The 24,836-nt window shown below is 67.3% G+C and carries 24 protein-coding genes and 2 tRNA genes; 18 read left to right on the top strand and 8 right to left on the bottom strand.

Translation table 11 applies throughout. The features are described from left to right. The first annotated feature begins 77 nt into the window (after nt 1–77). Nucleotides 78–1,208, top strand: a complete 1,131-nt coding sequence (gene ispG, locus OU682_RS13920; RefSeq protein ID WP_268942760.1) for a flavodoxin-dependent (E)-4-hydroxy-3-methylbut-2-enyl-diphosphate synthase — start codon at nt 78–80, stop codon at nt 1,206–1,208. Between the two features lie 55 nt (nt 1,209–1,263). Here the strand turns inward: ispG and moaA are convergent, their stop codons facing one another. Then, nucleotides 1,264–2,271 carry a GTP 3',8-cyclase MoaA gene (gene moaA, locus OU682_RS13915; protein WP_268942759.1) on the bottom strand — a complete coding sequence of 336 codons (1,008 nt, stop codon included), beginning with the start codon at nt 2,269–2,271 and terminating at the stop codon, nt 1,264–1,266. Nucleotides 2,272–2,379: 108 nt separating this feature from the next. Between moaA and OU682_RS13910 the strand changes: the two genes are divergently transcribed. Continuing rightward, nucleotides 2,380–2,889, top strand: a complete 510-nt coding sequence (locus tag OU682_RS13910) for a hypothetical protein (RefSeq protein WP_268942758.1) — start codon at nt 2,380–2,382, stop codon at nt 2,887–2,889. Here OU682_RS13910 and OU682_RS13905 read toward each other — a convergent pair. Next, nucleotides 2,877–3,551, bottom strand: coding sequence for a DNA alkylation repair protein (locus tag OU682_RS13905; protein ID WP_268942757.1), 675 nt, complete (start codon nt 3,549–3,551; stop codon nt 2,877–2,879). The two genes, OU682_RS13910 and OU682_RS13905, sit on opposite strands and share 13 nt — an antisense overlap. A 110-nt stretch (nt 3,552–3,661) precedes the next feature. Between OU682_RS13905 and aroA the strand changes: the two genes are divergently transcribed. Next, nucleotides 3,662–4,993: a 3-phosphoshikimate 1-carboxyvinyltransferase gene (gene aroA / locus OU682_RS13900; protein WP_268942756.1), complete on the top strand. Its 1,332-nt coding sequence runs from the start codon at nt 3,662–3,664 to the stop codon at nt 4,991–4,993. Here the strand turns inward: aroA and OU682_RS13895 are convergent. From OU682_RS13895 to OU682_RS13885, 3 genes are all read right to left on the bottom strand, one after another. Then, the gene (locus tag OU682_RS13895) at nt 4,990–5,370 is read right to left on the bottom strand and encodes a VOC family protein (RefSeq protein WP_268942755.1); all 381 of its coding nucleotides are present in this window, start codon (nt 5,368–5,370) and stop codon (nt 4,990–4,992) included. The genes aroA and OU682_RS13895 overlap by 4 nt on opposite strands. A gap of 56 nt (nt 5,371–5,426) precedes the next feature. Further along, a complete protein-coding gene (locus OU682_RS13890; RefSeq protein WP_268942754.1) occupies nt 5,427–7,322 on the bottom strand; it encodes a propionyl-CoA synthetase in 1,896 nt (631 codons plus the stop codon). A gap of 233 nt (nt 7,323–7,555) precedes the next feature. Continuing rightward, nucleotides 7,556–9,835 (bottom strand): NADP-dependent malic enzyme, encoded by a 2,280-nt coding sequence (locus tag OU682_RS13885; RefSeq protein WP_268942753.1) that lies wholly within the window; start codon nt 9,833–9,835, stop codon nt 7,556–7,558. Between the two features lie 126 nt (nt 9,836–9,961). Between OU682_RS13885 and OU682_RS13880 the strand changes: the two genes are divergently transcribed. The 7 genes from OU682_RS13880 to OU682_RS13850 all read left to right on the top strand — a co-directional run bounded on the left by OU682_RS13880 (nt 9,962) and on the right by OU682_RS13850 (nt 15,443). After that, a complete protein-coding gene (locus OU682_RS13880) occupies nt 9,962–10,357 on the top strand; it encodes a cytidine deaminase (RefSeq protein ID WP_268942752.1) in 396 nt (131 codons plus the stop codon). Next, nucleotides 10,354–11,637: a thymidine phosphorylase gene (locus OU682_RS13875; protein ID WP_268942751.1), complete on the top strand. Its 1,284-nt coding sequence runs from the start codon at nt 10,354–10,356 to the stop codon at nt 11,635–11,637. The genes OU682_RS13880 and OU682_RS13875 overlap by 4 nt, the downstream gene beginning before the upstream one ends. After that, nucleotides 11,634–12,821: a phosphopentomutase gene (locus tag OU682_RS13870; protein WP_268942750.1), complete on the top strand. Its 1,188-nt coding sequence runs from the start codon at nt 11,634–11,636 to the stop codon at nt 12,819–12,821. The genes OU682_RS13875 and OU682_RS13870 overlap by 4 nt, the downstream gene beginning before the upstream one ends. Then, complete coding sequence (locus OU682_RS13865) at nt 12,818–13,777, top strand: adenosine deaminase (RefSeq protein WP_268942749.1); 960 nt, start codon at nt 12,818–12,820, stop codon at nt 13,775–13,777. The genes OU682_RS13870 and OU682_RS13865 overlap by 4 nt, the downstream gene beginning before the upstream one ends. Continuing rightward, complete coding sequence (upp, locus tag OU682_RS13860; protein ID WP_268942748.1) at nt 13,774–14,406, top strand: uracil phosphoribosyltransferase; 633 nt, start codon at nt 13,774–13,776, stop codon at nt 14,404–14,406. The genes OU682_RS13865 and upp overlap by 4 nt, the downstream gene beginning before the upstream one ends. A gap of 94 nt (nt 14,407–14,500) precedes the next feature. Continuing rightward, complete coding sequence (locus OU682_RS13855; protein ID WP_268942747.1) at nt 14,501–15,007, top strand: hypothetical protein; 507 nt, start codon at nt 14,501–14,503, stop codon at nt 15,005–15,007. Further along, nucleotides 14,964–15,443 carry an SPOR domain-containing protein gene (locus OU682_RS13850; protein WP_268942746.1) on the top strand — a complete coding sequence of 160 codons (480 nt, stop codon included), beginning with the start codon at nt 14,964–14,966 and terminating at the stop codon, nt 15,441–15,443. Before OU682_RS13855 ends, OU682_RS13850 begins: the two co-directional genes overlap by 44 nt. A gap of 72 nt (nt 15,444–15,515) precedes the next feature. Here OU682_RS13850 and OU682_RS13845 read toward each other — a convergent pair whose 3' ends face one another. Together OU682_RS13845 and tyrS are read right to left on the bottom strand one after the other, a co-directional pair. Continuing rightward, nucleotides 15,516–15,662 carry a hypothetical protein gene (locus OU682_RS13845; RefSeq protein ID WP_268942745.1) on the bottom strand — a complete coding sequence of 49 codons (147 nt, stop codon included), beginning with the start codon at nt 15,660–15,662 and terminating at the stop codon, nt 15,516–15,518. A gap of 121 nt (nt 15,663–15,783) precedes the next feature. Then, the gene (tyrS, locus tag OU682_RS13840) at nt 15,784–17,028 is read right to left on the bottom strand and encodes a tyrosine--tRNA ligase (protein ID WP_268942744.1); all 1,245 of its coding nucleotides are present in this window, start codon (nt 17,026–17,028) and stop codon (nt 15,784–15,786) included. A 59-nt stretch (nt 17,029–17,087) separates the two neighbouring features. Here tyrS and OU682_RS13835 point away from each other — a divergent pair, with 59 nt between their 5' ends. From OU682_RS13835 to OU682_RS13820, 4 genes are all read left to right on the top strand, one after another. After that, complete coding sequence (locus OU682_RS13835) at nt 17,088–18,215, top strand: anhydro-N-acetylmuramic acid kinase (protein WP_268942743.1); 1,128 nt, start codon at nt 17,088–17,090, stop codon at nt 18,213–18,215. A gap of 67 nt (nt 18,216–18,282) precedes the next feature. After that, nucleotides 18,283–18,359 (top strand) — tRNA-Asp (locus OU682_RS13830). A 25-nt stretch (nt 18,360–18,384) separates the two neighbouring features. Next, nucleotides 18,385–18,461, top strand: a tRNA-Asp gene (locus OU682_RS13825). Nucleotides 18,462–18,549: 88 nt separating this feature from the next. Continuing rightward, on the top strand, nt 18,550–19,815 hold the full coding sequence (locus OU682_RS13820; RefSeq protein ID WP_268942742.1) for a glutamate-5-semialdehyde dehydrogenase: 1,266 nt from the start codon (nt 18,550–18,552) through the stop codon (nt 19,813–19,815). A 16-nt stretch (nt 19,816–19,831) separates the two neighbouring features. Here the strand turns inward: OU682_RS13820 and OU682_RS13815 are convergent, their stop codons facing one another. Further along, entirely contained in the window at nt 19,832–20,455 is a 624-nt protein-coding gene (locus OU682_RS13815; protein ID WP_268942741.1) for a histidine phosphotransferase family protein, read from the bottom strand. 39 nt (nt 20,456–20,494) lie between these two features. Between OU682_RS13815 and OU682_RS13810 the strand changes: the two genes are divergently transcribed. The 4 genes from OU682_RS13810 to OU682_RS13795 all read left to right on the top strand — a co-directional run bounded on the left by OU682_RS13810 (nt 20,495) and on the right by OU682_RS13795 (nt 24,775). Beyond that, a complete protein-coding gene (locus OU682_RS13810) occupies nt 20,495–20,674 on the top strand; it encodes a DUF3553 domain-containing protein (RefSeq protein WP_268942740.1) in 180 nt (59 codons plus the stop codon). A gap of 115 nt (nt 20,675–20,789) precedes the next feature. After that, nucleotides 20,790–21,593 carry an L-ornithine N(alpha)-acyltransferase gene (olsB, locus tag OU682_RS13805; RefSeq protein WP_371832246.1) on the top strand — a complete coding sequence of 268 codons (804 nt, stop codon included), beginning with the start codon at nt 20,790–20,792 and terminating at the stop codon, nt 21,591–21,593. Beyond that, nucleotides 21,590–22,441, top strand: coding sequence for a lyso-ornithine lipid O-acyltransferase (gene olsA, locus OU682_RS13800; RefSeq protein WP_268942739.1), 852 nt, complete (start codon nt 21,590–21,592; stop codon nt 22,439–22,441). The genes olsB and olsA overlap by 4 nt, the downstream gene beginning before the upstream one ends. A gap of 69 nt (nt 22,442–22,510) precedes the next feature. Next, on the top strand, nt 22,511–24,775 hold the full coding sequence (locus tag OU682_RS13795; RefSeq protein ID WP_268942738.1) for an adenosylcobalamin-dependent ribonucleoside-diphosphate reductase: 2,265 nt from the start codon (nt 22,511–22,513) through the stop codon (nt 24,773–24,775). Nucleotides 24,776–24,836: the final 61 nt, after the last annotated feature.

Below are 24,836 nucleotides of genomic sequence, written 5' to 3'. Positions count from 1 at the left end.
TTCATCACAGCGCCGTGCGGCAGTTGCCGCCCCCGCCCGGATCGCTTATCTGCAAGGGGCGAACCCCGGAGGCATCCATGTCGCTGAACCCCATCCGTCCTTGGCGCAATATCGAGCGGCGGAAATCCCGACAGATCATGGTTGGCAGCGTGCCCGTGGGGGGCGACGCTCCGATCAGCGTGCAGACCATGACCAACACCGACGGCCATGACGTGCGCGCCACCCTGGATCAGGTGATCCGCGCCGCCGATGCCGGTGCGGATATCGTGCGGATTTCCGCGCCCGACCAGGAAACCACGCGGGCCTTGCGCGAGATTTGCCGCGAAAGTCCGGTGCCGATCGTGGCCGACATCCATTTCCACTACAAGCGCGCCATCGAGGCCGCCGAGGCAGGCGCGGCCTGTCTGCGCATCAACCCCGGAAATATCGGGGACGCGACCCGGGTCCGAGAGGTGATCAAGGCCGCCAAGGATCACGGCTGCTCGATCCGCATCGGGGTCAATGCAGGATCGCTGGAAAAGCACCTGCTGGAAAAATATGGCGAGCCTTGCCCGGATGCGATGGTCGAAAGCGGCCTGGATCACATCAAAATCTTGCAGGACAACGACTTTCACGAGTTCAAGATCAGCGTGAAGGCCAGCGACGTGTTCCTGGCCGCCGCCGCCTATCAGCAACTGGCGGACGCCGCCGACGCGCCGATTCATCTGGGAATCACCGAGGCCGGCGGCTTCGTCGGCGGCACGGTCAAGTCTGCCATCGGGCTTGGCAACCTGCTGTGGATGGGCATCGGCGACACGATCCGCGTCAGCCTGTCCGCCGACCCGGTCGAGGAGGTCAAGGTCGGGTTCGAGATCCTCAAGTCCCTTGGCCTGCGGACACGCGGGGTGCAGATCATTTCCTGCCCGTCCTGCGCGCGGCAGGGATTCGATGTCATCAAGACGGTCGAGAAGCTGGAAAAGCGGCTTGAGCACATCAAGACGCCCATCTCGCTGTCGATCATCGGCTGCGTGGTCAATGGTCCTGGCGAGGCGCTGATGACCGATATCGGCTTCACCGGCGGCGGCGCGGGCAGCGGCATGGTCTATCTGGCCGGGCGGCAAAGCCACAAGATGACCAACGACCAGATGATCGACCATATCGTCGAACTGGTCGAGCAGCGGGCCGAGAAGATCGAGGCGGAAGCCGCGGAGCAGACTGCCGCCGAGTAGCAGATGTGGGCTTGCACGCACCATGCTCAAGGAACGGTGCGTGCAAGCACGCACCCTACCCGCCGGTATGGCTCATGTGACGGCTCATCTGGCCAGCGACAGCCTGGCGGGAATAGTCGAAATCGTGGCCCCTGGGCTTGTGCGCGATGGCGGCGCGGATGGCGTCCTTCAGTACCGCATCCTCTTGTGAGGCCCGCAGGGGCGCGCGCAGGTCGGCGCGATCCTCTTGCCCCAGGCACATGTAAAGCTCTCCGGTGCAGGTCAGGCGCACGCGGTTGCAGCTTTCGCAGAAGTTATGGGTCAGGGGCGTGATGAACCCGATCTTCTGGCCCGTTTCCTGCAGGCGGACATAGCGCGCCGGGCCACCCGTGCGTTCGGCAAGGTCCACCAGGGTAAAGCGCTCGGCCACGCGGGCGCGCAGGTCGGACAAGGGCCAGTACTGGTCCAGCCGATCCTCGTTCCCAAGATCGCCCATCGGCATGACCTCGATGAAGGTCAGGTCGTGACCCTCGTCGCCGCACCAGCGGACCAGATCGAACAGTTCGCTGTCGTTCACGCCCTTCAGCGCCACCGCGTTGATCTTGACCCGCAGCCCGGCCGCGGTGGCGGCGCGGATGCCGTCCAGAACCTGCGGCAGGCGGCCCCAGCGGGTGATGGCCGCGAACTTGTCGGGGTCGAGCGTGTCGAGCGACACATTGACCCGCCTGACCCCGCAATCGACCAGTTCGCCCGCGTACCGGCCAAGCTGGCTGCCGTTGGTGGTCAGCGTCAACTCGTCCAGGCCCTGGCTCAGGTGGCGCGACATGGCCCGGAAGAAGGACATGATGTTGCGGCGGACCAGGGGCTCGCCCCCGGTGATGCGCAGCTTTCTGACGCCCAGGTCCACGAAGGCGCTGCACAGACGGTCCAGTTCCTCCAGCGTCAGAAGCTCTGCCTTGGGCAGGAACTGCATGTGCTCGGCCATGCAATAGACGCAACGGAAATCGCAGCGGTCCGTCACCGATACCCTCAGATAGGTGATCGGCCGCGCGAAGGGGTCGATAAGAGGTGCCGCTTGCTGCATGTCCCCAATCTAGGCGCGCAGGTGGCCGCACACAAGCGGTGACTGGCTGGACGGGGCCACGCGGCGCGGGCTAGGCTGGCGGGCACAACGGGACAGAAGGGAAAACTCATGCATATCACCACCGTCGCGCCGGCGCTGATCCTGACCGCGACCGTGCTGGCGGGCTGCACCCAAGGGGCGATGACCTCGGGCCGCACCGCTGCCGCCGCAGCCCCGCAGACGCAGATGACGACGGAACAGGTGGCCGCCGCGACCGCCATCACCCGCGCCCCCGCGCCGCGACCGGCCGCACGCGCGACCGCTGCGCAACTGGACACGACCACGCCGGAACAACGCGCCGCAGCCGCGAAACCAGCCGAGGCGGCAGAGACCAAGCTGGGCAGCACCGTCGCCTCGCTTGGCAATCCGTCCGAGGGCGGGTTCTGGATCAAGACGCCGCTGGTCAAGGAACGCGGCATCGGCCGGATCGTCGATCCTGCCACCGGCAAGTCGGCCAAGGTGGACCTGATCCCGCTGGACGGCCCGGCCAGCGGCGGCTCGCAGGTCTCGCTGCCCGCGCTGCAGTTGCTGGGCGTGTCGCTGACCGACCTGCCGACGATCGAGGTTTACCGCTCCTGAACCAGCCGCGCGGCTTCCTTGCGTGCGAAAGGCTTCATCCGCGCCCCGTGATCGGCCAGGAAGGCCCTGACGCGGGGCGCGTCGCGTTTCGAGAGATCCCGCAGCCACCACGCGATGGCCTTCTGGATGAACCAGTCGCGGTCCTCCGCCAGTCGCGCCGCCCAGTCCAGCACGCGTTCGCGCTGCGCCAGGTCATCGGCCTTGGGGTTGTTCATCTTGGCCCAGGGCAGGGTGCCGACCAGGGCCGCGCGGCGGGTCCATTTGTTTGGATGGTCCAGCCAGGTTTCGACCTGATCCAGCCTGCCGGGATCGGCCACCAGCCGCTTCTGCCCGGCGATCATCGCCGTGTCGGCAATCGCCCAGCCGTCAAAGTCCGGCACCCAAGCGGCGATCAGCGACCAGACGGCATCGTCCGGGCGAATGCGGGCCTGCACCAGCAGCTTGGCGGCGGCGATGCGGGCCTCGTGGAGGTCGCTGTCCCACAGCGCGGATGCCAGCGCGACCCGGCCATCCGGATCCAGCGCCGCGCGCCATTCCGCCACCAGATCGTCGATCTGCCGGTTCGCAACCCCCAGATAGGTCCGTGGCGCCTTGTGATAGGCCAGCATCTGTTCGGCCTTTCCGGGATCGGCCAGCGCCCGCAGCGCGTCGAGTTCGTTCATCGTAGCCTCCGTTCCGCCGGTTCTAGAAAGGCGGGCCGCCGGGCGCAAGAACGGGGTGGCAGCGCCGGGATGCTGGCGGTAAAAGATCCGCGCAATCAACAGGTGTCGCCATGTCCCATTCGTCCGAGCCCCGCCCGATGACCGCCCGCCGCAGCGGGCCCCTGACCGGCGTGGCGACGGTGCCGGGCGACAAGTCCATCAGCCATCGCGCACTGATCCTGGGCGCGCTTTCCGTTGGCGAGACCCGGATCACCGGGCTGCTGGAAGGCCAGGACGTGCTGGACACGGCCAAGGCCATGGCGGCCTTTGGCGCGAAGGTCGAACGTCTGGGCGACGGCGAATGGTCCGTCCACGGCGTGGGCGTCGGCGGCTTTTCCGAACCGGAGGGCGTGATCGACTGCGGCAATTCGGGCACGGGCGTGCGGCTGATCATGGGGGCCGTGGCCACGACGCCGATCACCGCGACCTTCACGGGCGACGCCAGCCTGTCGCGCCGCCCGATGGCCCGCGTGACCGATCCCCTGGCGCAGTTCGGCGCGCAGATCACCGCGCGCGAAGGCGGGCGGCTGCCCATCACCATCCAGGGCGCGGCCGATCCGCTGCCCGTGCGCTATCGCACGCCGGTTGCCAGCGCGCAGATCAAGTCGGCGATCCTGCTGGCGGGCCTCAACGTGCCGGGCGAGACGGTGGTGATCGAGTCCGAGCCCACTCGCGATCATTCCGAACGGATGCTGGCAGGCTTTGGCGCCGATATCCGCACCGAGACGACCGACGAAGGCCATGTGATCACGCTGCAAGGCCGCCCGGAACTGCGCGCACAGCCGGTGGCCGTGCCGCGCGATCCCTCCAGCGCAGCCTTCCCGGTCGCCGCCGCCCTGATCGTGCCGGGATCCGAGATCCGCGTGCCGGGCGTCAGCCGCAATCCGACGCGCGACGGGCTGTATGTCACGCTGCTGGACATGGGCGCCGACATCGCCTTCGAGAACGAGCGCGAGGAAGGGGGCGAACCCGTGGCCGATCTGGTCGTCCGTCATGGCCCGCTGCAGGGCGTGACGGTGCCTGCCGAACGCGCGGCCAGCATGATCGACGAATTCCCGATCCTGTCCGTCATCGCGGCCTTTGCCGAAGGCACGACGGTGATGAACGGCGTGGCGGAGCTGCGCGTCAAGGAAAGCGACCGGATCGACGCCATGGCGCGGGGGCTGGAAGCCAACGGCGTGCGCGTCGAGGAGACGAAGGACAGCCTGACCGTTCACGGCATGGGCAGGGTGCCAGGAGGCGGCACGGCGGTGACGCATCTGGATCACCGCATCGCCATGTCCTTCCTGGTCCTTGGCCTTGCGACCGTTGCCCCGGTCTCGATCGACGATGGCGACCCGATCGCCACCTCCTTCCCCGGCTTCCTGCCGCTGATGCAGGGGCTTGGGGCGGATCTGGGCTAGGCAGGCCGTTCGTCGAACTTCGCCTCGATATTGTTGCCGTCGGGGTCGCAGACATAGGCCGCGTAATAGCCGGGGTGATAGTCGCGCAGGCCCGGCGCGCCATTGTCTCTGCCGCCTGCACTCAGGCCGGCGGTGTGGAACGCGTCCACCTCGTCGCGCGACCGGGCAACGAAGGCCAGATGAATCCGGCTGGGCGGGCAATCCTCATCGGCCTGGTCCAGATAGAACCCGTCGATTTCCAGCCAGTCACGCCCGACCTTCAGTTCCTCGTCCCGCCCCAAGCTGCGGAAGATGGCCTGGTAGAACAGGATGGCCTTGTCGAGGTTGACAGACCGAAGATGGACGTGGTCGATGATGGGCAGGTTCTTGTCGATCATTGGCGCGCCTCCAGCACCGGAACGCGGGCCTGCCCCATTGGTTCGGCAAATGTTTATTAAGCAACACTCGGGGGATAGCCCGCGGCGCGCAGGGCCATGGCGATCTCGTCCAGGATGGCGGGATCGTCGATGGTGGCCGGGGTCTTGAACGCCTCTCCATCGGCGATCTTGACCATTGTCGCGCGCAGGATCTTGCCCGACCGGGTCTTGGGCAGGCGGTCCACGACGCAGGCCGTCCGGAATGCCGCAACCGGGCCGATCCGGTCGCGAACCATGCCGACGACCTCGGCCACGACCTGGGCGTTCGGCATGTCCGTGCCCTTCTTCAGGCACAGCAGCCCCAGCGGCGCCTGACCCTTCAGGCTGTCGGTCACCCCGATGACCGCGCATTCGGCAACGGCGGGATGGGCTGCAAGAACCTCCTCCATGGCGCCGGTGGACAGGCGGTGGCCCGCGACGTTGATCACGTCGTCCGTCCGCGCCATGATATAGAGATAGCCGTCCTCGTCGATATAGCCCGCGTCGCCTGTTTCGTAATAGCCGGGGAAGGTGGTCAGGTAGGCCTTCCGGAAACGCTCTTCGGCATTCCACAGCGTCGGCAGCGTGCCCGGGGGCAGGGGCAGCTTGACCGTGACCGCGCCCAGCGTGCCGCGCGGCACCGGTTGTCCCCCTTCGTCCAGAACCTGCACGTCGTAGCCCGGCATGGGCACGCCGGGCGAGCCATGCTTGACCGGCAGGGTCTCGATCCCGAAGGGGTTGGCGGCGATGGGCCAGCCGGTTTCGGTCTGCCACCAATGGTCGATCACCGGCACGTCCAGATGCCGTTCGACCCATTGCACGGTGGCAGGATCGGCGCGTTCGCCGGCAAGGAACACGGCCTTCAGCGACTTCAGGTTGTAGTCGCGGATGTAGGTGCAGTCCGGATCCTCGCGCTTGACGGCGCGGATGGCGGTCGGGGCGGTGAAGAATACCTTGACCCGGTGATTCTGGATGATGCGGCCGAAGATGCCGGGGTCGGGCGTGCCCACGGGCTTTCCCTCGAACACGATGGTTGTCGCGCCCGCAAGCAGGGGGCCATAGCAGATATAGCTGTGGCCGACGACCCAGCCCACGTCGGAGGCGGCCCAGAAGACCTCGCCCGCGTCGATGCCGTAGATGTTCTTCATCGTCCAGTTCAGCGCGACGATGTGCCCGGCAGTATGGCGCACCACGCCCTTGGGCTGGCCGGTCGTGCCCGAGGTATAAAGGATATAGTGCGGGTGGTTTCCCTCGACCGGGACGCATTCGGCGGGCTCGACCCCGTACTGGAAACTGTGCCAGTCATGGTCGCGGCCGGGGGTCAGCTTGGCGACCTCCTGCTCGCGCTGGAGGATCACGCAGAACTCGGGCTTGTGCTTCGCCTCCTCGATGGCGCGGTCCAGCAGGGGCTTGTAGTGGACGACGCGCCCCGGCTCGAGCCCGCAGGAAGCGGCGATGATTGCCTTGGCGGTGCAGTCGTCGATGCGGACGGCCAGTTCATGCGCGGCAAAGCCGCCGAACACGACCGAGTGGATGGCCCCGATCCGAGAGCAGGCCAGCATCGCTTCCAGCGCCTCGGGCACCATCGGCATGTAGATGATGACCCGGTCGCCTTTTCCGACGCCCTTGGCCCGCAGCGCCCCGGCAAGACTTGCCACGCGGTCGCGCAACTCGCGATAGGTGACGCCTCGGTATGATCGGGTGATCGGGCTGTCATGGATGATGGCAAGCTGGTCGCCGCGCCCGGCTTCGACATGGCGGTCAACGGCGTTCCAGCAGGCGTTCACCATGCCGTCGGCGAACCATTCACCTGCCGGTCCCTGATCGAAGAAGGCCCGGCTTGGCGGCTGGTCCCAATCGATCTTGCGGGCGGCTTCCATCCAGAACCCCTCGGGGTCGGCCTGCCAGGCGGCATAGGTGTCGCGATACGACATGCTTCTCTCCCTCACTCCCCTTCGTCTTGTTACGAAGCAGAGGCGGCTTCACGCAACAATGTTAGCGAGAGCGGGAATGCGCTTGGGACAGATTTTAGCAAAAGAGGGCATGGAGGATTTGCAAAGCGGAAACGCCTGCAAACCCAGCCATGCGGCACCAACGTTTTTGCAAATGCAGCAATGCAGATGCGGCGTGCCGGGCGATCCAAGAACGAATCGCCCGGCGCAGGAGATCAACTGTAATGGGCGACCGGGGTTCCGGCGAGCACGCTCATGTTCAGCAACCCGCGCGTGGTGATCGACGGGGTGACGATATGGGCGCGGTTGCCCATGCCCATCAGGATCGGCCCGACCTCGAGCCCGTTGGCGCGCATCTTCAGTGCGTTCCTGACGCCCGACGCGGCATCGGTCCCGGCAAAGACCAGCACGTTTGCAACGCCTTCCAGCCGCGAGCCGGGGAAGATGCGTTCGCGCAGCGCCGGATTGAGCGCGGAATCGACGTGCATTTCGCCGTCATACATGAAGTCGGGCTTCCTGGCGTCCAAAAGCGCCAGGGCCTCGCGCATCTTGCGGCCGGTATAGGTGTCGAGATTGCCGAACTGCGAATGGCAGCACAGCGCGATCTTGGGCGTCAGGCCGAAGCGGCGGACATGGCGCGCCGCGCCCATCACCGTTTCCATCACCTGATGCGGCGTCGGGTCGTCGTGGCACTGGGTATCGGCAATGAACAGCGGCCCGTCTTCCAGGATGATCATCGACAGCGCGCCGATCGGCGACAGGCCGTCGCGCGCAAGGATCTCTCGGATATAGCGCAGGTGCCAGCTGTACTGCCCGAAGGTGCCGCAGATCAGGCTGTCGGCCTCGCCGCGATGAACCATGACGCCGGCAATGGCCGTGGTATTGGTGCGCATGATTGCGCGGGCGATGTCCGGGCTGACGCCGCGCCGGGCCATCAGCTGGTGATAGGTTTCCCAATAGTCACGATAACGCGGGTCGTTCTCGGGGTTGACGATCTGGAAGTCGCGTTCGGGCCGGATCGGCAGCCCGGCGCGTTCCGCGCGCACGGCGATGACCTCGGGGCGGCCGATCAGGATCGGAACGTCGGTGGTTTCCTCCAGCATGGCATTGGCTGCGCGCAGCACGCGCTCATCCTCGCCTTCGGCAAAGGCGATGCGGCGGGTGGCGGTGGCCGCAGCCTCGAAGACCGGGCGCATGATCATGGCGGAGCGGAAGACCGAACTGTCCAGCTTGCGCTTGTAGGCTTCCAGATCGGCGATCGGCCGGGTCGCCACCCCGGTTTCCATCGCGGCACGGGCCACGGCAGAGCTGACGACGCCGACAAGGCGCGGGTCGAAGGGCTTGGGGATCAGGTATTCCGCCCCGAAGGTCAGCGTCTCGCCACGATAGGCCGCTGCGGCTTCGGCTGCGGTGGTGGCGCGGGCAAGGGCGGCGATGCCCTCGATGCAGGCCAGCTCCATTTCGGCGTTGATGGTGGTCGCGCCCACGTCCAGCGCGCCCCGGAAGATGAAGGGGAAGCAGAGGACGTTGTTCACCTGGTTCGGGAAATCGCTGCGCCCCGTGGCGATGATCGCATCGGGGGCCACGCCGCGTGCATCGTCGGGCAGGATCTCGGGCGTGGGGTTTGCCAGGGCGAAGATGATCGGCCGGCGGGCCATTTTCGCGACCATCTCGGGCTTCAGCACGCCGGGCCCGGACAGGCCCAGGAACAGGTCGGCGCCCTCGATCACCTCGGCCAGGTTCCGCGCGTCGGTTTCCTGCGCAAAGGCGGCCTTCTGGACGGTCATGTCCTCGACCCGGCCCTTGTAGACAAGGCCGTGGATGTCGCAGAGCCAGACGTTCTCTCGCTTGACGCCCAGCTTCAGCAGCATGTTGAGGCAGGCGATCCCCGCCGCCCCGCCGCCGGTCGAGACGACCTTGATGTCCTCGAACCGCTTGCCCGCGACATGCAGCGCGTTGGTGGCCGCCGCGCCGACGACGATGGCGGTGCCGTGCTGGTCGTCGTGGAAGACGGGGATGTTCATCCGCTCGCGGCAGAGCTTTTCGACGATGAAGCAGTCCGGGGCCTTGATGTCTTCCAGGTTGATGGCGCCGAAGGTCGGCTCCAGCGCGCAGACGATGTCCGCCAGCCTTTCGGGATCGGATTCGTTCACCTCGATATCGAAGCAGTCGATATTGGCGAACTTCTTGAACAGGACGGCCTTGCCCTCCATCACGGGCTTGGAGGCAGCGGCGCCGATATTGCCCAAGCCAAGCACCGCCGTGCCGTTCGACACCACCGCGACGAGGTTCCCGCGCGAGGTATAGCGGCTGGCGCTGGCAGGATCGGCCTTGATTTCCAGGCAGGCCTCGGCCACGCCGGGGGAATAGGCCCGGCTCAGGTCGCGGCCATTGGCCAGCGGCTTGGTCGCGCGGATTTCCAGCTTACCCGGACGCGGGAATTCGTGATAATCCAGCGCCTCTTGCCGGGCGTTATCCTGTCTGCGTTCTTCCATCATTGCCCCCAGGTATGCGAATTAGTTGACCGTTAAACCATTTCCCCGGCGGGGAACAGAAGGCTTCGCCTTGCGTTAGCGGCAACCCTGCGCAAAACTGTCGTGATCAGCTGAAGGAGCCGCCGAATGTCGTTGCTGGATGCCGCCCGTCAGGTGCGCGAGATGGCCTATGTTCCCTATTCCCGGTTCAAGGTCGGTGCCGCGGTCCGTGGCGCGTCGGGGGCCATCTATCGCGGCTGCAACGTGGAAAACGTGGCCTATCCCGAAGGCACCTGCGCCGAGGCGGGCGCGATTTCCGCCATGGTCGCGGCCGGCGAGACGGAACTGATCGAGGTCGCGGTGATCGCCGACAGCCCCTCTCCCGTCCCACCCTGCGGGGGGTGCCGCCAGAAGCTGGCGGAATTCGGCCGCCACGACACCCCCGTGCTTCTGGCCACGACCGAGGGCGCGACGCTGGCCACGACGGTGGGCGAACTGCTGCCGGGCCGCTTCGATGCCGGGCACATGGCCAAGGCAGAATGACCGACCCCCGTCCGGTCATTGCGGCGATCCGCGACGGTCGCGGTCTGGACGGGCCGGGCGCGGCGCTGATTGCGCAGGGGTTGGCGAACGGCTCGATCAGCGACGCGCAGGCCGGTGCCTTTGCGATGGCGGTGTTGACCAGGGGCATAGGCGTCAAGGGCCGCGTGGCGCTGACGCGTGCGATGCGCGACTCGGGGCATGTGCTGCACTGGGATCTGCCGGGGCCGGTGGTGGACAAGCATTCGACCGGCGGCATCGGCGATGCGGTCAGCCTTGTCCTGGCGCCCCTGCTGGCGGCGCGCGGGATGTTCGTGCCCATGATCTCGGGCCGCGGCCTGGGGCATACGGGCGGCACGCTGGACAAGCTGGAGGCCATCCCCGGATACCGTTGCGACCAGTCCGAGGATGGCTTTCGCCGCATCGTGCGCACCGTCGGCTGCGCCATTGTCGCGGCCAGCGGCGACTTCGCGCCTGCTGACCGCAGGCTTTATGCCATCCGCGACGAATCGGCGACGGTGGAATCGATCGATCTGATCACGGCTTCGATCCTGTCCAAGAAGCTTGCGGCGGGGTTGCAGGCGCTTGTGCTGGACGTGAAGGCAGGGTCGGGCGCCTTTCTGCGCAAGGCGGAGTCGTCGCAGCGGCTGGCCGAGGCCCTGGTGGAAACCGCAAATGGCGCGGGCTGCGCGACATCCGCCCTGATCACCGACATGGACCAGCCGCTGGCCCGCAGCGCCGGAAACGCGCTGGAGGTGGCCGAGGCGATTCGCGTCCTGCGGGGCGAGGCCGGCGCGCTGCGCGACCTGACGCTGGCCCTCGCGTCCGAGATCCTGCGGCTGGTCGGGCAGGGCGATCACGGGCTGCCGGACCTGCTGGATTCCGGCCGCGCCGCCGAGGTTTTCGGCCGCATGGTCGCAGCCCAGGGCGGCCCCGCCGATCTGCTGGACCACCCCGACACCCATCTTGCCCCCGCGCCAGTGACCCGGCCCGTGCCTGCCCCTGAAGGCCGCGTGGCTCAGATCGACGTGACCGCCCTTGGTCATGCCGTGGTCGCGCTTGGCGGCGGCCGCGTGCGCGCGGGCGAGGCGATCGACCCTCGCGTGGGCCTCTCCATGCTGGCCAAGCTGGGCGAGGAAGTCGGCCCCGGCCGTCCCCTGGCGCTGGTCCATGCCGCCGACGACACCGCCGCCGATGTCGCGGTGGCTGCCGTCACCGCTGCCTATCGTCTGGGAGAAGACGGCGCACCCGGTCCCCTGGTCCGCGACAGGATCGCTCCATGACGGACAAGCGCGCCTTTCTGATCGTGATGGACAGCGTCGGCATCGGCGGCGCGCCCGACGCGGACCAGTTCCTCAACGACAACCATCCCGACACCGGCGCCAACACCTTGGGTCACATCGCGCAGGCACGGCCGCTGGACATGCCGAACTTGGCGCGCCTTGGCCTGGGTGCGGCGGTCAGGCTGGCCTCGGGGCAGGATGCTCCGGGCCTGATGGTCCCGCCGCAGGGGCTGTGGGGCGCTGCCACCGAGATCTCTCGCGGCAAGGATACCCCTTCGGGGCACTGGGAAATCGCCGGCGTGCCGGTGCCCTGGGACTGGCACTACTTCCCCGAAACCACCCCGGCCTTCCCGCCCGAGGTGACCGCGCGGATATGCGAACTGGCCGGGACCGATGGAGTCCTCGCCAACTGCCACGCCTCGGGCACCGAGGTGATCGAGGATTTCGGGTCCGAGCATCTGCGCACCGGCTGGCCGATCTGCTACACCTCGGTGGACAGCGTGCTGCAGATCGCGGCGCACGAGGAACGCTTTGGCCTGGATCGGCTGATCGGGCTGTGCCAGTCGCTGGCGCCCATGCTGCACGCCATGCGCGTGGGCCGCGTGATCGCCCGGCCTTTCGTGGGCGACGGGCCGGGACAGTTCCGCCGGACGGGCAACCGCCGCGATTTCGCCATCGCTCCGCCTGGCCGCACCATCCTGGATATCGCGCATGGGGCAGGGCGCGTGACCCATGCCATCGGCAAGATCGGCGACATCTTCAGCCACCGCGGCATTACCCGCCTGCACAAGGGCAAGTCGGATGCCGACCTGGCCGAGCATCTGGTCCGCCTGGGGGCGGAAGCCGAACCGGGCAGCCTGACCTTTGCCAATTTCGTGGAATTCGATACGAATTTCGGCCACCGCCGCGACATTCCGGGTTACGCCGCCCAACTGGAATGGTTCGACGGGGTGGCGGGCCGGTTCCTGGCCACGCTGCGCCCCGGCGATCTGGCGATCTTCACCGCCGATCATGGCAACGACCCGTCCTGGCGCGGCACCGACCACACGCGCGAACGGGTGGCCGTGCTGGGCCAGGGCGTCGGCCCGCGCGCGGTGGGCCTGGTGGGATTCAGTGACATCGGCGCCTCGGTTCTGGCGTATCTGGGCTTGCCGCCGCCCGATCATGGAAGGTCCTTCCTGTGAAGAAGATCGAACTTCACCTGCATCTGGAGGGCGCCGCGCCGCCCGCCTTCATTCGCAGCCTTGCTGCGGAAAAGGGCGCGGATCTGACCGGCGTCTTCGACGCGCGCGGCAGCTATGCCTATGACGGGTTCGACGGCTTCCTGCGCTGCTACGAGGCCGCGACAAGCGTGCTGCGGACGCCGCAGGATTACGCCCGCCTGCTGGCCGAGGTTCTGGAGCGGTCGGCCGAACAGGGCGTGATCTATACCGAACTTTTCATCTCGCCCGAGTTCTGCGGGGGCGCGGACCTGTCGGCTTGGCGCGATTATCTGGCCGCGATGACCGAGATCGCCGACAAGGCCCGCGCGGACGGCATCGACAGCCGCGCCATCCTGACCATCATCCGCCATCTCGGCCCTGACCGGGCGAAGAAGACCGCGATCTGCGCGGCAGAGACCGCCGGCACCTGGGTCACCGGCTTTGGCATGGGGGGGGCCGAGGCGGTGGGCCGCGCGACCGACTATGCCTGGAGCTTCGATTGCGCGCGCGAGTCAGGTCTGGGCCTCACCTGCCACGCCGGCGAATGGGGTGGCGCGGGCAGCATCCGCGACGCCCTGTCGCTTGGCGTCACGCGCATCGGCCACGGCGTTCGCGCCATCGAGGATCCGGCGCTTGTCGGCGAGCTGGCCCGGTCCGGCGTCACTCTGGAAGTCTGCCCCGGCTCGAATGTCGTGCTTGGGCTTTTTCAGTCCTGGTCCGCGCATCCGATCGCGCGGCTGGCCGATGCCGGGGTGCGCGTCACGGTGTCCACCGACGATCCGCCGTTCTTCCATACGACGATGCGTCAGGAATACAACCGGCTTGCCGATGCCTTCGGTTGGGGCGATACGGAGATCGCACAGATCAACCGCTGGGCTGCCGAGGCCGCATTCTGCGATCAGGCGACCCGCGACCGACTTTTGAAGGAGTTTCCGTGACCCAGCACCTGACCGTCGTCGACCACCCGCTTGTCCAGCACAAGCTGACGATCATGCGCAAGAAAGAGGTTTCCACCGCAGGCTTCCGACGCCTTCTGCGCGAGATCAGCCTGTTGCTGGCCTACGAGGTCACGCGCGAGCTTGAGCTGACCTCGACCCGGATCGAGACCCCGCTCTGCGAGATGGACGCGCCCACGCTCGAAGGCAAGAAGCTGGCGCTGATCTCGATCCTGCGGGCGGGCAACGGGCTTCTGGACGGTATCCTCGAGATGATTCCCTCGGCTCGGGTGGGCTTCGTCGGCATGTATCGCGATCCCGAGACGCTGATGCCCGTCGAATATTACTGCAAGGTCCCGAAGGAACTGGACGCGCGGCTGACGATCGTGGTCGATCCGATGCTGGCGACCGGCAATTCCTCGGTCGCGGCAATCGACATGCTGAAGGCGCGCGGTGCCACGAACCTGCGCTTCCTGTGCCTGTTGGCCGCCCCCGAGGGGGTCGAGCGGATGCGCCAGGCCCATCCCGACGTGCCGATCTACACCGCCTCGCTGGACGAACGGCTGGACGAACACGGCTATATCGTGCCGGGCCTGGGCGATGCGGGCGACCGGATGTTCGGCACGAAATAGCCGCCTTAACCAAGGCTTCAGGCTTTGGGTCTATCCGTGGTTCGTGAAATCGAATCGCGGGTGGCTGATGCGGGTCTTGGCTTGGATGGTTCTGGTGCTCTGGCTTCCAGGGCGGGTTTGGGCCGCGCCCGAACCGCCTCCACCGGGCGATTTTCCTGGCGCGCAGTATATCGACCGCTCCGGCTGCGTCTTTGTTCGTGACGGCGCCGACTGGTCGCCCCGGCTGGACAAGGAAGGCGCGCCGATCTGCGGCTTCCCTCCCAGCCAGCCGGCAGTGGCGTCCGGGGCGCGGGAAAGCCCGCTCTCGCCCGAGGAGGTGTTGACGGCGGTTCTTGCGGAGGGCCTGCGGTCCGGCGACTTGTTGACCGACGCGCCCGCGGCACCGCTGGCCGCTGCCGCGCCCGATCCCGCGCAGGCGCAACTGGACCAGACCCTTGCCCGGCAGGTCGAGCTTGACGCCCGCATGCGCAGCGCGTTGGCAGGCAGCGCGCCCAAGGGACTTTGCGCGCTTGGGCTATCGCCCGGCCAAGGACGCCCCGCCCATCATCGGCGGGGACGTGACGCAGGGGTTGTGCCCCGGCATGGCGGCTGCCGAGCTTGATTCCCGCATTGTGGCCGCGCTTGCCGAGCCACCGGCGGCTGCGCCAGTCGCCGCCCCCGCCGAACGTCCCGCCAAGTCGGCAGGGCAGACTGGAACGTCCGCCGCGGCCCGGCCGCGGAAGGCCGCGCCCGAAAAGCCTGCCTCGATCGTCGCGCGCCGGCCCGCGGCGGCGCAGGCGGCCAAGCCCGCTTCGGTCGAGATGATCCCGGCCAATGCGCGCTATGTCCAGATAGGCAGCTATGCGGATGAAGCCAATGCGCTTGCGGCCCTGCGTCGCCTGTCGGAAATGGGGTATCGCACAGCGCAGCGAAACGAACGCGCGCAGAACCGGCCAACGAAAGCTGTGCTGGCCGGACCCTTTGCCGACCGGCAGGCGCTGGTGGCGGCCTTGACGCGGTTGCGGGCCAGTGGCTATCCGCGGGCGGTGGCGCGATAGCCTTCGTCTTGGCCCTCAGACATGCAAAGGGGGCGCGAACGCCCCCGGAAGATATTGTGCCAGTCTGGCTTGTCAGGCAGCGCGGCGCTGAGCGTCCAGCGCTTGGCGTGGTGCTTCCTCGCGGGTGAAATACCCAAACATCTGATCAAGCACGGCATCGGCTTCGGCCTGCAACTTGCGGGCGGCGAGGCTGAGGGGTTGTGCGTTATTCTGTGCCATTGTCCTGTCTTCCGGGTCGGAGTGGTCCTCCCGACGCAGGAGATAGGAGTGGTATGCCACGGTGTCCAGCCCGATGACCTTGCGTCAATCGACCCTGCAAGGCTGCCATGCAGCGGCTGCATCAGGCCACGGTCACCATGCGGTGCTTCTTCTTCCCGACCGATACCTTCAGCCCGTCCCCGATCAGCGCCGCATCCACGGCCATCTGCGGATCCGACACAGCCTGGTTGTTCAGCCGCAGCCCGCCTTCGGCGATCAGCCGCTTGGCTTCCTTGCCCGACGCGGTGATTCCGGTCTGCACCAGAAGCTGCGCCACGGTCAGCCCGCCCGACAGCGCCTCGGCCCCGATGGTCGCCACCTCCAGATCGCCGCCGGCGCCGCCCTGCTCGAAGACCTCGCGCGCAGTGGCCTCGGCGCTTGCGGCGGCGTCGGCGCCGTGCAGCAGGGTCGTCACCTCGTTGGCCAGCCGGATCTTGGCGGCGTTGATCTCGGATCCCCGCAGGGCGGCGAGGCGGTCGCATTCCTCGACCGGAAGCTCGGTGTAGAGCTTCAGGAACCGTCCCACATCGGCATCGGTCGTGTTTCGCCAGAACTGCCAGAATTCATAGGGGGACAGCATCGCCCCGTTCAGCCAGACCGCGCCGCCCGCCGACTTGCCCATCTTGCGCCCGTCGCTGGTGGTCAGCAGGGGCGAGGTCAGGCCCCAGATCACCGCATCGTCCACCCGGCGGGTCAGGTCGATGCCGTTGACGATGTTGCCCCACTGGTCAGATCCGCCCATCTGCAGCCGGCAGTCGTAGCGGCGGTGCAGTTCCAGGAAGTCGTAGGCCTGCAGGATCATGTAGTTGAATTCCAGGAAGGACAGCGACTGTTCGCGGTCCAGCCGGGACTTCACAGATTCGAAGGACAGCATCCGGTTCACGCTGAAATGCCGGCCGATGTCGCGCAGGAACTCCAGGTAGTTCAGCCCGTCCAGCCATTCGGCGTTGTTCAGCATCAGCGCCGCACCCTCGCCATAGGCGAGGTAGCGCGCAAAGACCTGCTGCATCCCGTCGATGTTGGACTGGATCGCGGCCTCGGTCAGCAGGGGGCGTTCTTCGGACCGGAAGGAAGGGTCGCCCACCTTGGTCGTGCCGCCGCCCATCAGCGTAATGGGGCGGTTGCCGGTCCTCTGGAACCAGCGCAGCATCATGATGTTCAACAGATGGCCCACATGAAGCGACGCCGCCGTCGCGTCATAGCCGATATAGGCGGTGACCGGCCCCTCCAGCAGCGCCTGGTCCAGTGCGGCATAGTCAGTGCAGTCGGCGACATAGCCGCGCTCGACCATCACGCGCAGGAATTCGGACTTGGGCTGAAAGGTCATCGGCTTTTTCCTTCTGATCGGCGCGGATATACCGGCTGCGGCAGGGAAGGAAAAGCGCGATGATCCGGGTTCTGGGAATGATGTCGGGCACCTCGATGGACGGGGTGGACGCGGCGCTGATCGAGACGGATGGCGAGCGGATCGCCGGTTTCGGGCGCAGCGCCTTTCGCGCCTATTCCGACAACGAATCGGCGGCGCTCCACGCGGCGCTTGGCCGCTGGCCCGGCGACCCGGGCGTGACCGAGGCTGCGGATATCTCGGTGGCCAGCCATGCCGCGATGGCGGCGGATTTCCCCGAAGCGGAGCTGATCGGCTATCACGGCCAGACGCTGGCCCATGATCCGCAGGGTCGTGGCACGCATCAGGCGGGTGACGGCGCCTTTCTGGCGCGCAGGACAAGGCGCCCCGTGGTCTGGGACTTCCGCAGCGAGGATGTGCGGCAGGGCGGCGAGGGCGCGCCGCTTGCGCCCTTCTTCCACTGGGCCTGCGCCGCGTGGGCCCTGGGGCAGGGGCATCTGCCGCCCCAGCCGGTGGCCTTCCTGAACCTTGGCGGCGTCGGCAACATCACCTGGGTCGATCCGGCAGCGCCTGCCCCCGAAGCGCCGGGCGCCTGCCTTGCCTTCGACACCGGGCCGGCCAACGCGCCGATCAATGACCTGATGCGTCGCAGGCTGCGGCAAAGCCATGACCGGGACGGTGCGTTCGCTGCGGCGGGCAGGGTGGATGACGCGATCGTCGCCGAGTTCCTGGGCCACCCCTGGTTTGACCGCCCGCCGCCCAAGTCGCTGGACCGCGACCAGTTCGCGGGCCTCTCCGCCGCCGTCGGGCCGCTGCCGGATGCCGATGCCGCAGCCACCCTGGTCGCCGCCCTGGCGAGCGCGGTCGCCGCCGGCTTCCGCTGGCTTCCGCAAGTCCCGGCCGCGGTGCTGGTCTGCGGCGGGGGGCGGCGCAACCCTGCGATCATGGCGCGGCTGGCGCAGGTGCTGCCCTGCGAGGTGCAGCAGGTCGAGGCGGCGGGCCTTGATGGCGACATGCTGGAGGCGCAGGCCTTCGGCTGGCTGGCCGCGCGGGTCATGCGGGGGCTTCCGACCTCGGGGCCGACCACGACCGACGTTCCCGCGCCCTGTTGCGGGGGGCGGATCAGTTATCCTCGCGGCTCGGTCGGATTTTTTCCGACGCGCCCTTGACGGGGGCGTGCTGTCTGCGTAAACCGCCCCTCACCCCGGCGGGCGAAACGGTCGGGGTGGTGAGTGTGCGGTTGTAGCTCAGTTGGTTAGAGTACCGGCCTGTCACGCCGGGGGTCGCGGGTTCGAGCCCCGTCAACCGCGCCACACACACCTTCGCCCGGATATATGCGCGGTTGTAGCTCAGTTGGTTAGAGTACCGGCCTGTCACGCCGGGGGTCGCGGGTTCGAGCCCCGTCAACCGCGCCATTTCCCCTCATTTCAGATCTAACGCCTCGTTTCCATCTTCGCTAAGACAAAATCCCGATCTGGGGGATGAAAGCGAATGGATACGGCCATGACGGACCTTGATGATGCAACGGCGCTGATCGCGACCATGGGTGAAGCCGCGCGCGACGCCGCGGTAGAGCTTGCGCAGGCCACGCCACAGCAGAAGCAGACCGCCCTGACAACCGCCGCTGATGCGCTGCGCCGCCGCCAGGCCGAGATTTTGGCGGCGAACCACAAGGACATGCAGTTCGGCCGCGACAAGGGGCTGGCCGATTCGATGCTGGACCGCCTGCGGCTGGACGACTCCCGCCTGCGGGGGATCGAGGACGGGTTGCGGGCCGTGGCAGCGCAGCGTGACCCGGTAGGCGAGGTCGTGACCGAATGGGACCGCCCGAACGGGCTGCATATCCAGCGCGTGCGCACGCCCATCGGCGTGATCGGCGTCATTTATGAAAGCCGCCCGAACGTGACGGCCGACGCAGGGGCGCTTGCGCTGAAGTCGGGCAATGCGGTGATTCTGCGTGGCGGATCGGAAAGCCTGCATTCCAGCCAGGCGATCCATGCCTGCATGGTCGAGGGGCTGCGCCGTGCGGGCCTGCCCGAGGCCGCGATCCAGCTGGTTCCGACCCGCGACCGCGCGGCGGTCACGGCGATGCTGCAGGCGCAGGGGCTGATCGACGTGATCATCCCGCGTGGCGGCAAGGGCCTGGTCGGCCTTGTCCAGCAAGAAGCGCGGGTGCCGGTCTTTGCCCATCTGGAGGGGATCTGCCACATTTATGTCGACCGCGACGCCGACCCGGAAAAGGCGCGCCGCGTGGTCCTGAACGCCAAGACCCGGCGCACCGGCATCTGCGGCGCTGCGGAATGCCTGCTGATCGACCGGCAGTATTACACCCAGCACGGACCCGCCCTGGTGGAAGCCTTGCTGCAGGCGGGGGTCGAGGTCCGCGCCGAAGGCGACCTGGCCCGGATTCCCGGCACCGTCCTGGCGGAACCCGACGATTTCGGGCGCGAGTTCCTGGACATGATCATCGCGGCCAAGCTGGTCGATGGCGTTGATGGGGCCATCGCCCATATCCGCCGCCATGGCAGCCAGCATACCGAATCGATCCTGACCGAGAACGATGCAACCGTGCGGCGCTTTTTCGCGGGCCTGGACAGCGCGATCCTGATGCACAACGCCTCGACCCAATTCGCCGACGGCGGTGAATTCGGCATGGGTGCCGAGATCGGCATCGCCACCGGCAAGCTGCACGCGCGCGGCCCGGTGGGTGCCGAGCAGCTGACCAGTTTCAAGTATCTAGTGACGGGCGACGGCGCGGTTCGCGTCTGACGTCTGCGGGCCGGGATCAGAAGGCGATCTCGGCCCCCTTGTCATCGACCTCCCAGCGGGCGGGGCGGCCTGCCTCGGCCAGTGCCTCGGCCAGCAGGGGGAAATGAACCTCTGACGGCAGGGGCTTGCGCGGGCCCTCGCCCCCAAGCCAGGCCCAGAGCGCCGGTTCCTGTTTGGTGCGTTCTGCATCGGCCACCAGGCGCCAGCCGGCAGGCCCGTGCAGCACCGTGACCTTGCCGCCCCAGGGCATCGCGCTTTCCAGGCACATCATCGCCAGCATGACCATCCGCAGGTCCGTCCGTGCGAAATCGCCTTCGGCATCCAGCTGGATCTGCATCCGGCCCTGGGCCGAGAAGCCGTCCAGCAATTGCGCCAGCCCGGCGCGGCCGATGCGCTGGTCGCCCTGGACCTGCCCGAAGGCCACCCGGAAGATCTGGATGCGGCTGCGTGCCGCCGAGACGCTTTCGGCGATCAGCTTCAGTTCCGGGCTGGCGTCGATGCCGGGGAAATCCGTCGACATTTCCAGCAGTTCGACCCCGTTGCCGATCGCCCCCAAGGGCGAAACGAGGTCATGGCACAGCCGCGACCCCAGAAGCTGCGACAACTCGCCCGGTGGGATGCGCGTTGTGTCCGGGGTCATGGGGCATTACCTTTCAATAAATTTGCAGGGGACGCCGCCGTGAACGAGATCCTGGAACCCGGAATGATCGTCCGCCACCCCGGCGCGCCCGAATGGGGGGAAGGGCAGGTGCAATCGCGCATCGGCGACCGCATCACGGTCAACTTTTCCCACGCGGGAAAGCAGGTTCTCGATGGAAAACGGGTTTCGCTGGACATTGTCTGGTCGCAGGGCGGCTGAAGCGGTTCGTGTGCCACGATTGCAACCTTTGATTGTTTGCGCAAGCCGTGACACACAGTCGGTTGCCGCGCTGTTGCAATGCCGGTCCCCGCTGCCTAGAGAGGACGTGATGCCCATGACAGCCATTGCCTCCCGCATGAAGTCCGATCCGTCCTTCTTCGACATCCGCCTGGCTGTGTCGGAACAGGATCTGCTGGCCGCGCAGCGCCTGCGCTATCGCGTCTTTGTCGAGGAACTGGGCGGCGACGGTCCCCTGGTGGATCACGACCGGCGGCTGGAACGTGACGAATTCGACCCTGTCGTCGATCACCTGTGTCTGATCGACAACCGCCGCTCGGCCGAGGATCTGGACCATGTCGTCGGCGTCTATCGCCTGCTGCCGGGTGATCGCGCGGCGCGCCTTGGGCGCTTTTACTGCGACGCCGAATACGACCTGACGCCCCTGCGCCGTTGCGGCCGCCCGGTGCTGGAACTGGGCCGGTCCTGCGTCGATCCGGCCTTCCGGGGCGGCTCCGGCATGTTCCTGTTGTGGAACGCGCTGGCCGATTACGTTCTGGATCACGGGATCGAGATCCTGTTCGGCGTGGCCAGCTTCCATGGCACCGACACCGCGATGCTGGCGCCTGCGCTCAGTTGGCTGCACCACCACCATCTTTCGCCTGCCGATCTGCGGCCCAGGGCGCTGGAGCCCGGCTTTCACCGCATGGACCTGATCCCCGCCGACCGCCTGGACCGGCGCGAAGCGCTTGTGGGAATGCCCGCGCTGATCAAGGCCTATCTGCGCCTTGGCGGCATGGTGGGCGAGGGGGCCTTCATTGACCATGCCTTCAACACCACCGACGTGTTTCTGCTGATGGATACGGCCGCCATGTCGGGCAAGCACCGGCAGTTCTACGAAAGCCGCTGGCAGCCGCAATGAACCGCACCTTGGCTGTCGATCCGGGACGGGGCGAGGCGACCTGGCGCGATCAGTCGCCGCCGCCCGTGGCGCGGCCCCATGGCCTGCGCGACTGGCTGCGCGTGATGCGCCGGGGCGGGGGTGCCGTGCTGGTGCTGCTGCTGGGGGTGCTGCTGATCCTGCCCCTGCGCGGGGTCGAGCGCCTGCTGCACGGCCAGCGCCGCCCCTGGACCGGGCCGCATGTGCAACTGGTCTGTCGCCTGACGCTGGCCTGCATGGGCATTCGCTGGCGACGGCTGGGCAAGCCGATGCGGGGGCCGGGCGCGGTGGTCGCCAACCACTCCAGCTGGCTTGACATCCTGGTCCTGAACGCCGCCATGCCGGTCTTCTTCGTCAGCAAGGCCGAGGTCGCGACCTGGCCCGGTATTAATATCCTGACCCGGGTCACCAATACGCATTTCGTCGTCCGCGATCCCAGGCTGGCGCAGGAACAAGCCGCCGAATTCGCGGCCCGCGTCCGGGCAGGGCACCGGCTGCTTTTCTTCCCCGAGGGCACCTCGACTGACGGGCAGCGCATCCTGCCCTTCAAGCCCACCCTGTTCCAAGGCTTCCTGGACCCCGCGCTGCCCGAGGGGCTGGCGGTCCAGCCGGTCAGCGCGATCTATCAGGCGCCTGCGGGGGGCGATCCGCGCTTCTATGGCTGGTGGGGCGACATGGACCTGGGGCCGCACCTGCTGGCGGTATTGGCGGCACGGTGGCAGGGCCAGGCCAGCGTGGTCCTGCATGACCCGATCCCGGTGGCCGGACAGACCCGCAAGACCCTGTCCATCGCCTGCGAGAACGCGGTGCGCCGGGGGCTGGTCGTCTGATCGCTTGATCGGCCGGGAAAAACGCCCATATCTTGTAGGTTCCTTACTTGCTGCCCCAAGGAATCTGCCATGACCCGTTTTGCCGCGCCGATCGCCGAACAGATCTGGGACATGAAGTACCGCTTGAAGGATGCGGAAGGCCGCCCTCTCGACGCGGTGGTCGAGGACAGTTGGCGCCGCGTCGCGCGCGATCTGGCCCAGGTCGAGGCCGATCCTGCCGGATGGGAGGACCGCTTCTACGCGGCGCTTCAGGATTTCAGGTTCCTTCCCGCCGGCCGCATCTTGGCAGGCGCCGGCACGGGCCGGTTGGTCACGCTGTTCAACTGCTTCGTCATGGGCACCATCCGGGACAGCATGGAGGGCATCTTCGAGGCCCTGAAGGAGGCCGCCCTGACCATGCAGCAGGGCGGCGGCATCGGCTATGACTTCAGCACGCTGCGCCCCAAGGGGGCCGAGGTGCGCGGGGTGGCGGCGGATGCCTCGGGGCCCTTGTCCTTCATGGATGTCTGGGATTCGATGTGCCGCACGATCATGTCGGCGGGCAGCCGGCGCGGCGCGATGATGGCCACGATGCGCTGCGACCACCCGGACATCGAGGATTTCATCCAGGCCAAGCAGGACAGCGCCCGGCTGCGGATGTTCAACCTGTCGGTGCTGGTGACGGATGCCTTCATGGAGGCGGTCAAGGACGATGGCCCTTGGGAACTGGTCTTCGGCGGCCGTGTCTATCGCACGGTCCCCGCGCGCGACCTGTGGAACCGGATCATGCGCGCCACCTATGACTATGCCGAACCCGGCGTGATCTTCATCGACCGCATCAACCGGCAGAACAACCTTCACTACGCCGAGACGATCTGCGCCACCAATCCCTGCGGCGAACAGCCGCTGCCGCCCTATGGCGCCTGCCTGCTGGGATCGGTGAACCTGGCGCGGCTGGTCAGCGATCCCTTTACGCGGCGCGCGCGGCTGGACACGGCGGCGCTGGACGACCTGGTCCGTGTCGCGGTGCGGATGATGGACAACGTGGTCGATGCGTCTCGCTTTCCGCTGCCGCAGCAGGCGGCCGAGGCGAAGGCCAAGCGGCGCATCGGGTTGGGCGTGACGGGGCTTGCCGATGCGCTGCTGATGCTGGGCCTGCGCTATGGCGCCCCGGACGCGGTGGACCAGACGCGGGCCTGGATGAAGGCCATCGCGCGGTCGGCCTATCTGGCCAGCGCCGATCTGGCGCGCGAGAAGGGGCCGTTTCCGCTGTTCGACCGCGATGCTTACCTCGCCTCGGGCTTCATGCAACGGATGGACGCCGACGTGCGCGAGGCGGTGGCCGCACATGGCATCCGCAACGCGCTGCTGACCAGCATCGCGCCGACGGGGACGATCAGCCTTTACGCAGGCAATGTGTCCAGCGGCATCGAGCCGGTCTTTGCCTATGCCTATACCCGCAAGGTCCTGCAGAAGGACGGCAGCCGGACCGAGGAAGAGGTCGTCGATTACGCCGTCCAGATGTGGCGCGACATGCATGGCGACGCCCCCTTGCCGGATCATTTCGTGAATGCCCAGACGCTTGCGCCCCAGGATCACGTGGCCATGCAGGCGGCGGCGCAGGAATGGGTGGACAGCTCGATCTCGAAGACGATCAACTGCCCGCGCGACATTTCCTTCGAGGCGTTCAAGGACGTCTATCTCTCGGCCTGGGATCTGGGCTGCAAGGGCTGCACAACCTATCGCCCGAACGACGTGACGGGCAGCGTGCTGTCGGTCAGCGAAAAGGCCGAGGCCGCGCCGCAATCCGACAGCGGCGCCGACGTGGTCTACCTGACCGAGCCGCTGGATCGCCCCGCCGCCCTGGAAGGCGCGACCTACAAGCTGAAATGGCCCGCCAGCGAGCACGCCATCTACATCACGATCAACGACATCGTGCAGTCCGGCCATCGCCGCCCGTTCGAGATCTTCATCAATTCGAAGAACATGGAGCATTTCGCCTGGACGGTTGCCCTGACCCGGATGATCAGCGCGGTCTTCCGGCGCGGCGGCGATGTCAGCTTCGTGGTCGAGGAGTTGAAGGCCGTCTTTGACCCGCGCGGCGGGGCCTGGATGAACGGGCGCTATGTCCCCTCGATCCTTGCGGCCATCGGCGGGGTGATCGAACGCCACATGATTGCCATCGGCTTCCTGGCGGGCGAGGGGATGGGCCTGAAATCCGACCCCCATCTTGAAGCGGTGGCAGTTGGCGAACGTCCCCTGGGCCCGGCCTGTCCGAACTGCGGCCAATACGGGATGCGCATGAACGAGGGCTGCATGACCTGCCCCAACTGCGGGCATTCGAAGTGCGGGTAAGAGGCGGGGTGGGGCAAAGCCCCTGCGATCCGCTCGTAGGACGGGGGGTTTCACCCCACCG

The sequence above is a fragment of the Paracoccus benzoatiresistens genome, from assembly GCF_026913015.1.
Taxonomy (GTDB): domain Bacteria; phylum Pseudomonadota; class Alphaproteobacteria; order Rhodobacterales; family Rhodobacteraceae; genus Paracoccus; species Paracoccus benzoatiresistens.
The sequence above is the reverse complement of the archived record's forward strand: the minus strand, read 5'-3'. Positions and strand labels throughout refer to the sequence as shown.

What these genes read in the sequence shown, in the direction of transcription:
- ispG (WP_268942760.1), top strand. Translation starts at nt 78, where the DNA reads ATGTCGCTGAACCCCATCCGTCCTTGGCGCAATATCGAGCGGCGGAAA.
- moaA (WP_268942759.1), bottom strand. Translation starts at nt 2,271, where the DNA reads ATGCAGCAAGCGGCACCTCTTATCGACCCCTTCGCGCGGCCGATCACC.
- OU682_RS13910 (WP_268942758.1), top strand. Translation starts at nt 2,380, where the DNA reads ATGCATATCACCACCGTCGCGCCGGCGCTGATCCTGACCGCGACCGTG.
- OU682_RS13905 (WP_268942757.1), bottom strand. Translation starts at nt 3,551, where the DNA reads ATGAACGAACTCGACGCGCTGCGGGCGCTGGCCGATCCCGGAAAGGCC.
- aroA (WP_268942756.1), top strand. Translation starts at nt 3,662, where the DNA reads ATGTCCCATTCGTCCGAGCCCCGCCCGATGACCGCCCGCCGCAGCGGG.
- OU682_RS13895 (WP_268942755.1), bottom strand. Translation starts at nt 5,370, where the DNA reads ATGATCGACAAGAACCTGCCCATCATCGACCACGTCCATCTTCGGTCT.
- OU682_RS13890 (WP_268942754.1), bottom strand. Translation starts at nt 7,322, where the DNA reads ATGTCGTATCGCGACACCTATGCCGCCTGGCAGGCCGACCCCGAGGGG.
- OU682_RS13885 (WP_268942753.1), bottom strand. Translation starts at nt 9,835, where the DNA reads ATGGAAGAACGCAGACAGGATAACGCCCGGCAAGAGGCGCTGGATTAT.
- OU682_RS13880 (WP_268942752.1), top strand. Translation starts at nt 9,962, where the DNA reads ATGTCGTTGCTGGATGCCGCCCGTCAGGTGCGCGAGATGGCCTATGTT.
- OU682_RS13875 (WP_268942751.1), top strand. Translation starts at nt 10,354, where the DNA reads ATGACCGACCCCCGTCCGGTCATTGCGGCGATCCGCGACGGTCGCGGT.
- OU682_RS13870 (WP_268942750.1), top strand. Translation starts at nt 11,634, where the DNA reads ATGACGGACAAGCGCGCCTTTCTGATCGTGATGGACAGCGTCGGCATC.
- OU682_RS13845 (WP_268942745.1), bottom strand. Translation starts at nt 15,662, where the DNA reads ATGGCACAGAATAACGCACAACCCCTCAGCCTCGCCGCCCGCAAGTTG.
- tyrS (WP_268942744.1), bottom strand. Translation starts at nt 17,028, where the DNA reads ATGACCTTTCAGCCCAAGTCCGAATTCCTGCGCGTGATGGTCGAGCGC.
- OU682_RS13835 (WP_268942743.1), top strand. Translation starts at nt 17,088, where the DNA reads ATGATCCGGGTTCTGGGAATGATGTCGGGCACCTCGATGGACGGGGTG.
- OU682_RS13820 (WP_268942742.1), top strand. Translation starts at nt 18,550, where the DNA reads ATGACGGACCTTGATGATGCAACGGCGCTGATCGCGACCATGGGTGAA.
- OU682_RS13815 (WP_268942741.1), bottom strand. Translation starts at nt 20,455, where the DNA reads ATGACCCCGGACACAACGCGCATCCCACCGGGCGAGTTGTCGCAGCTT.
- olsB (WP_371832246.1), top strand. Translation starts at nt 20,790, where the DNA reads ATGACAGCCATTGCCTCCCGCATGAAGTCCGATCCGTCCTTCTTCGAC.
- olsA (WP_268942739.1), top strand. Translation starts at nt 21,590, where the DNA reads ATGAACCGCACCTTGGCTGTCGATCCGGGACGGGGCGAGGCGACCTGG.
- OU682_RS13795 (WP_268942738.1), top strand. Translation starts at nt 22,511, where the DNA reads ATGACCCGTTTTGCCGCGCCGATCGCCGAACAGATCTGGGACATGAAG.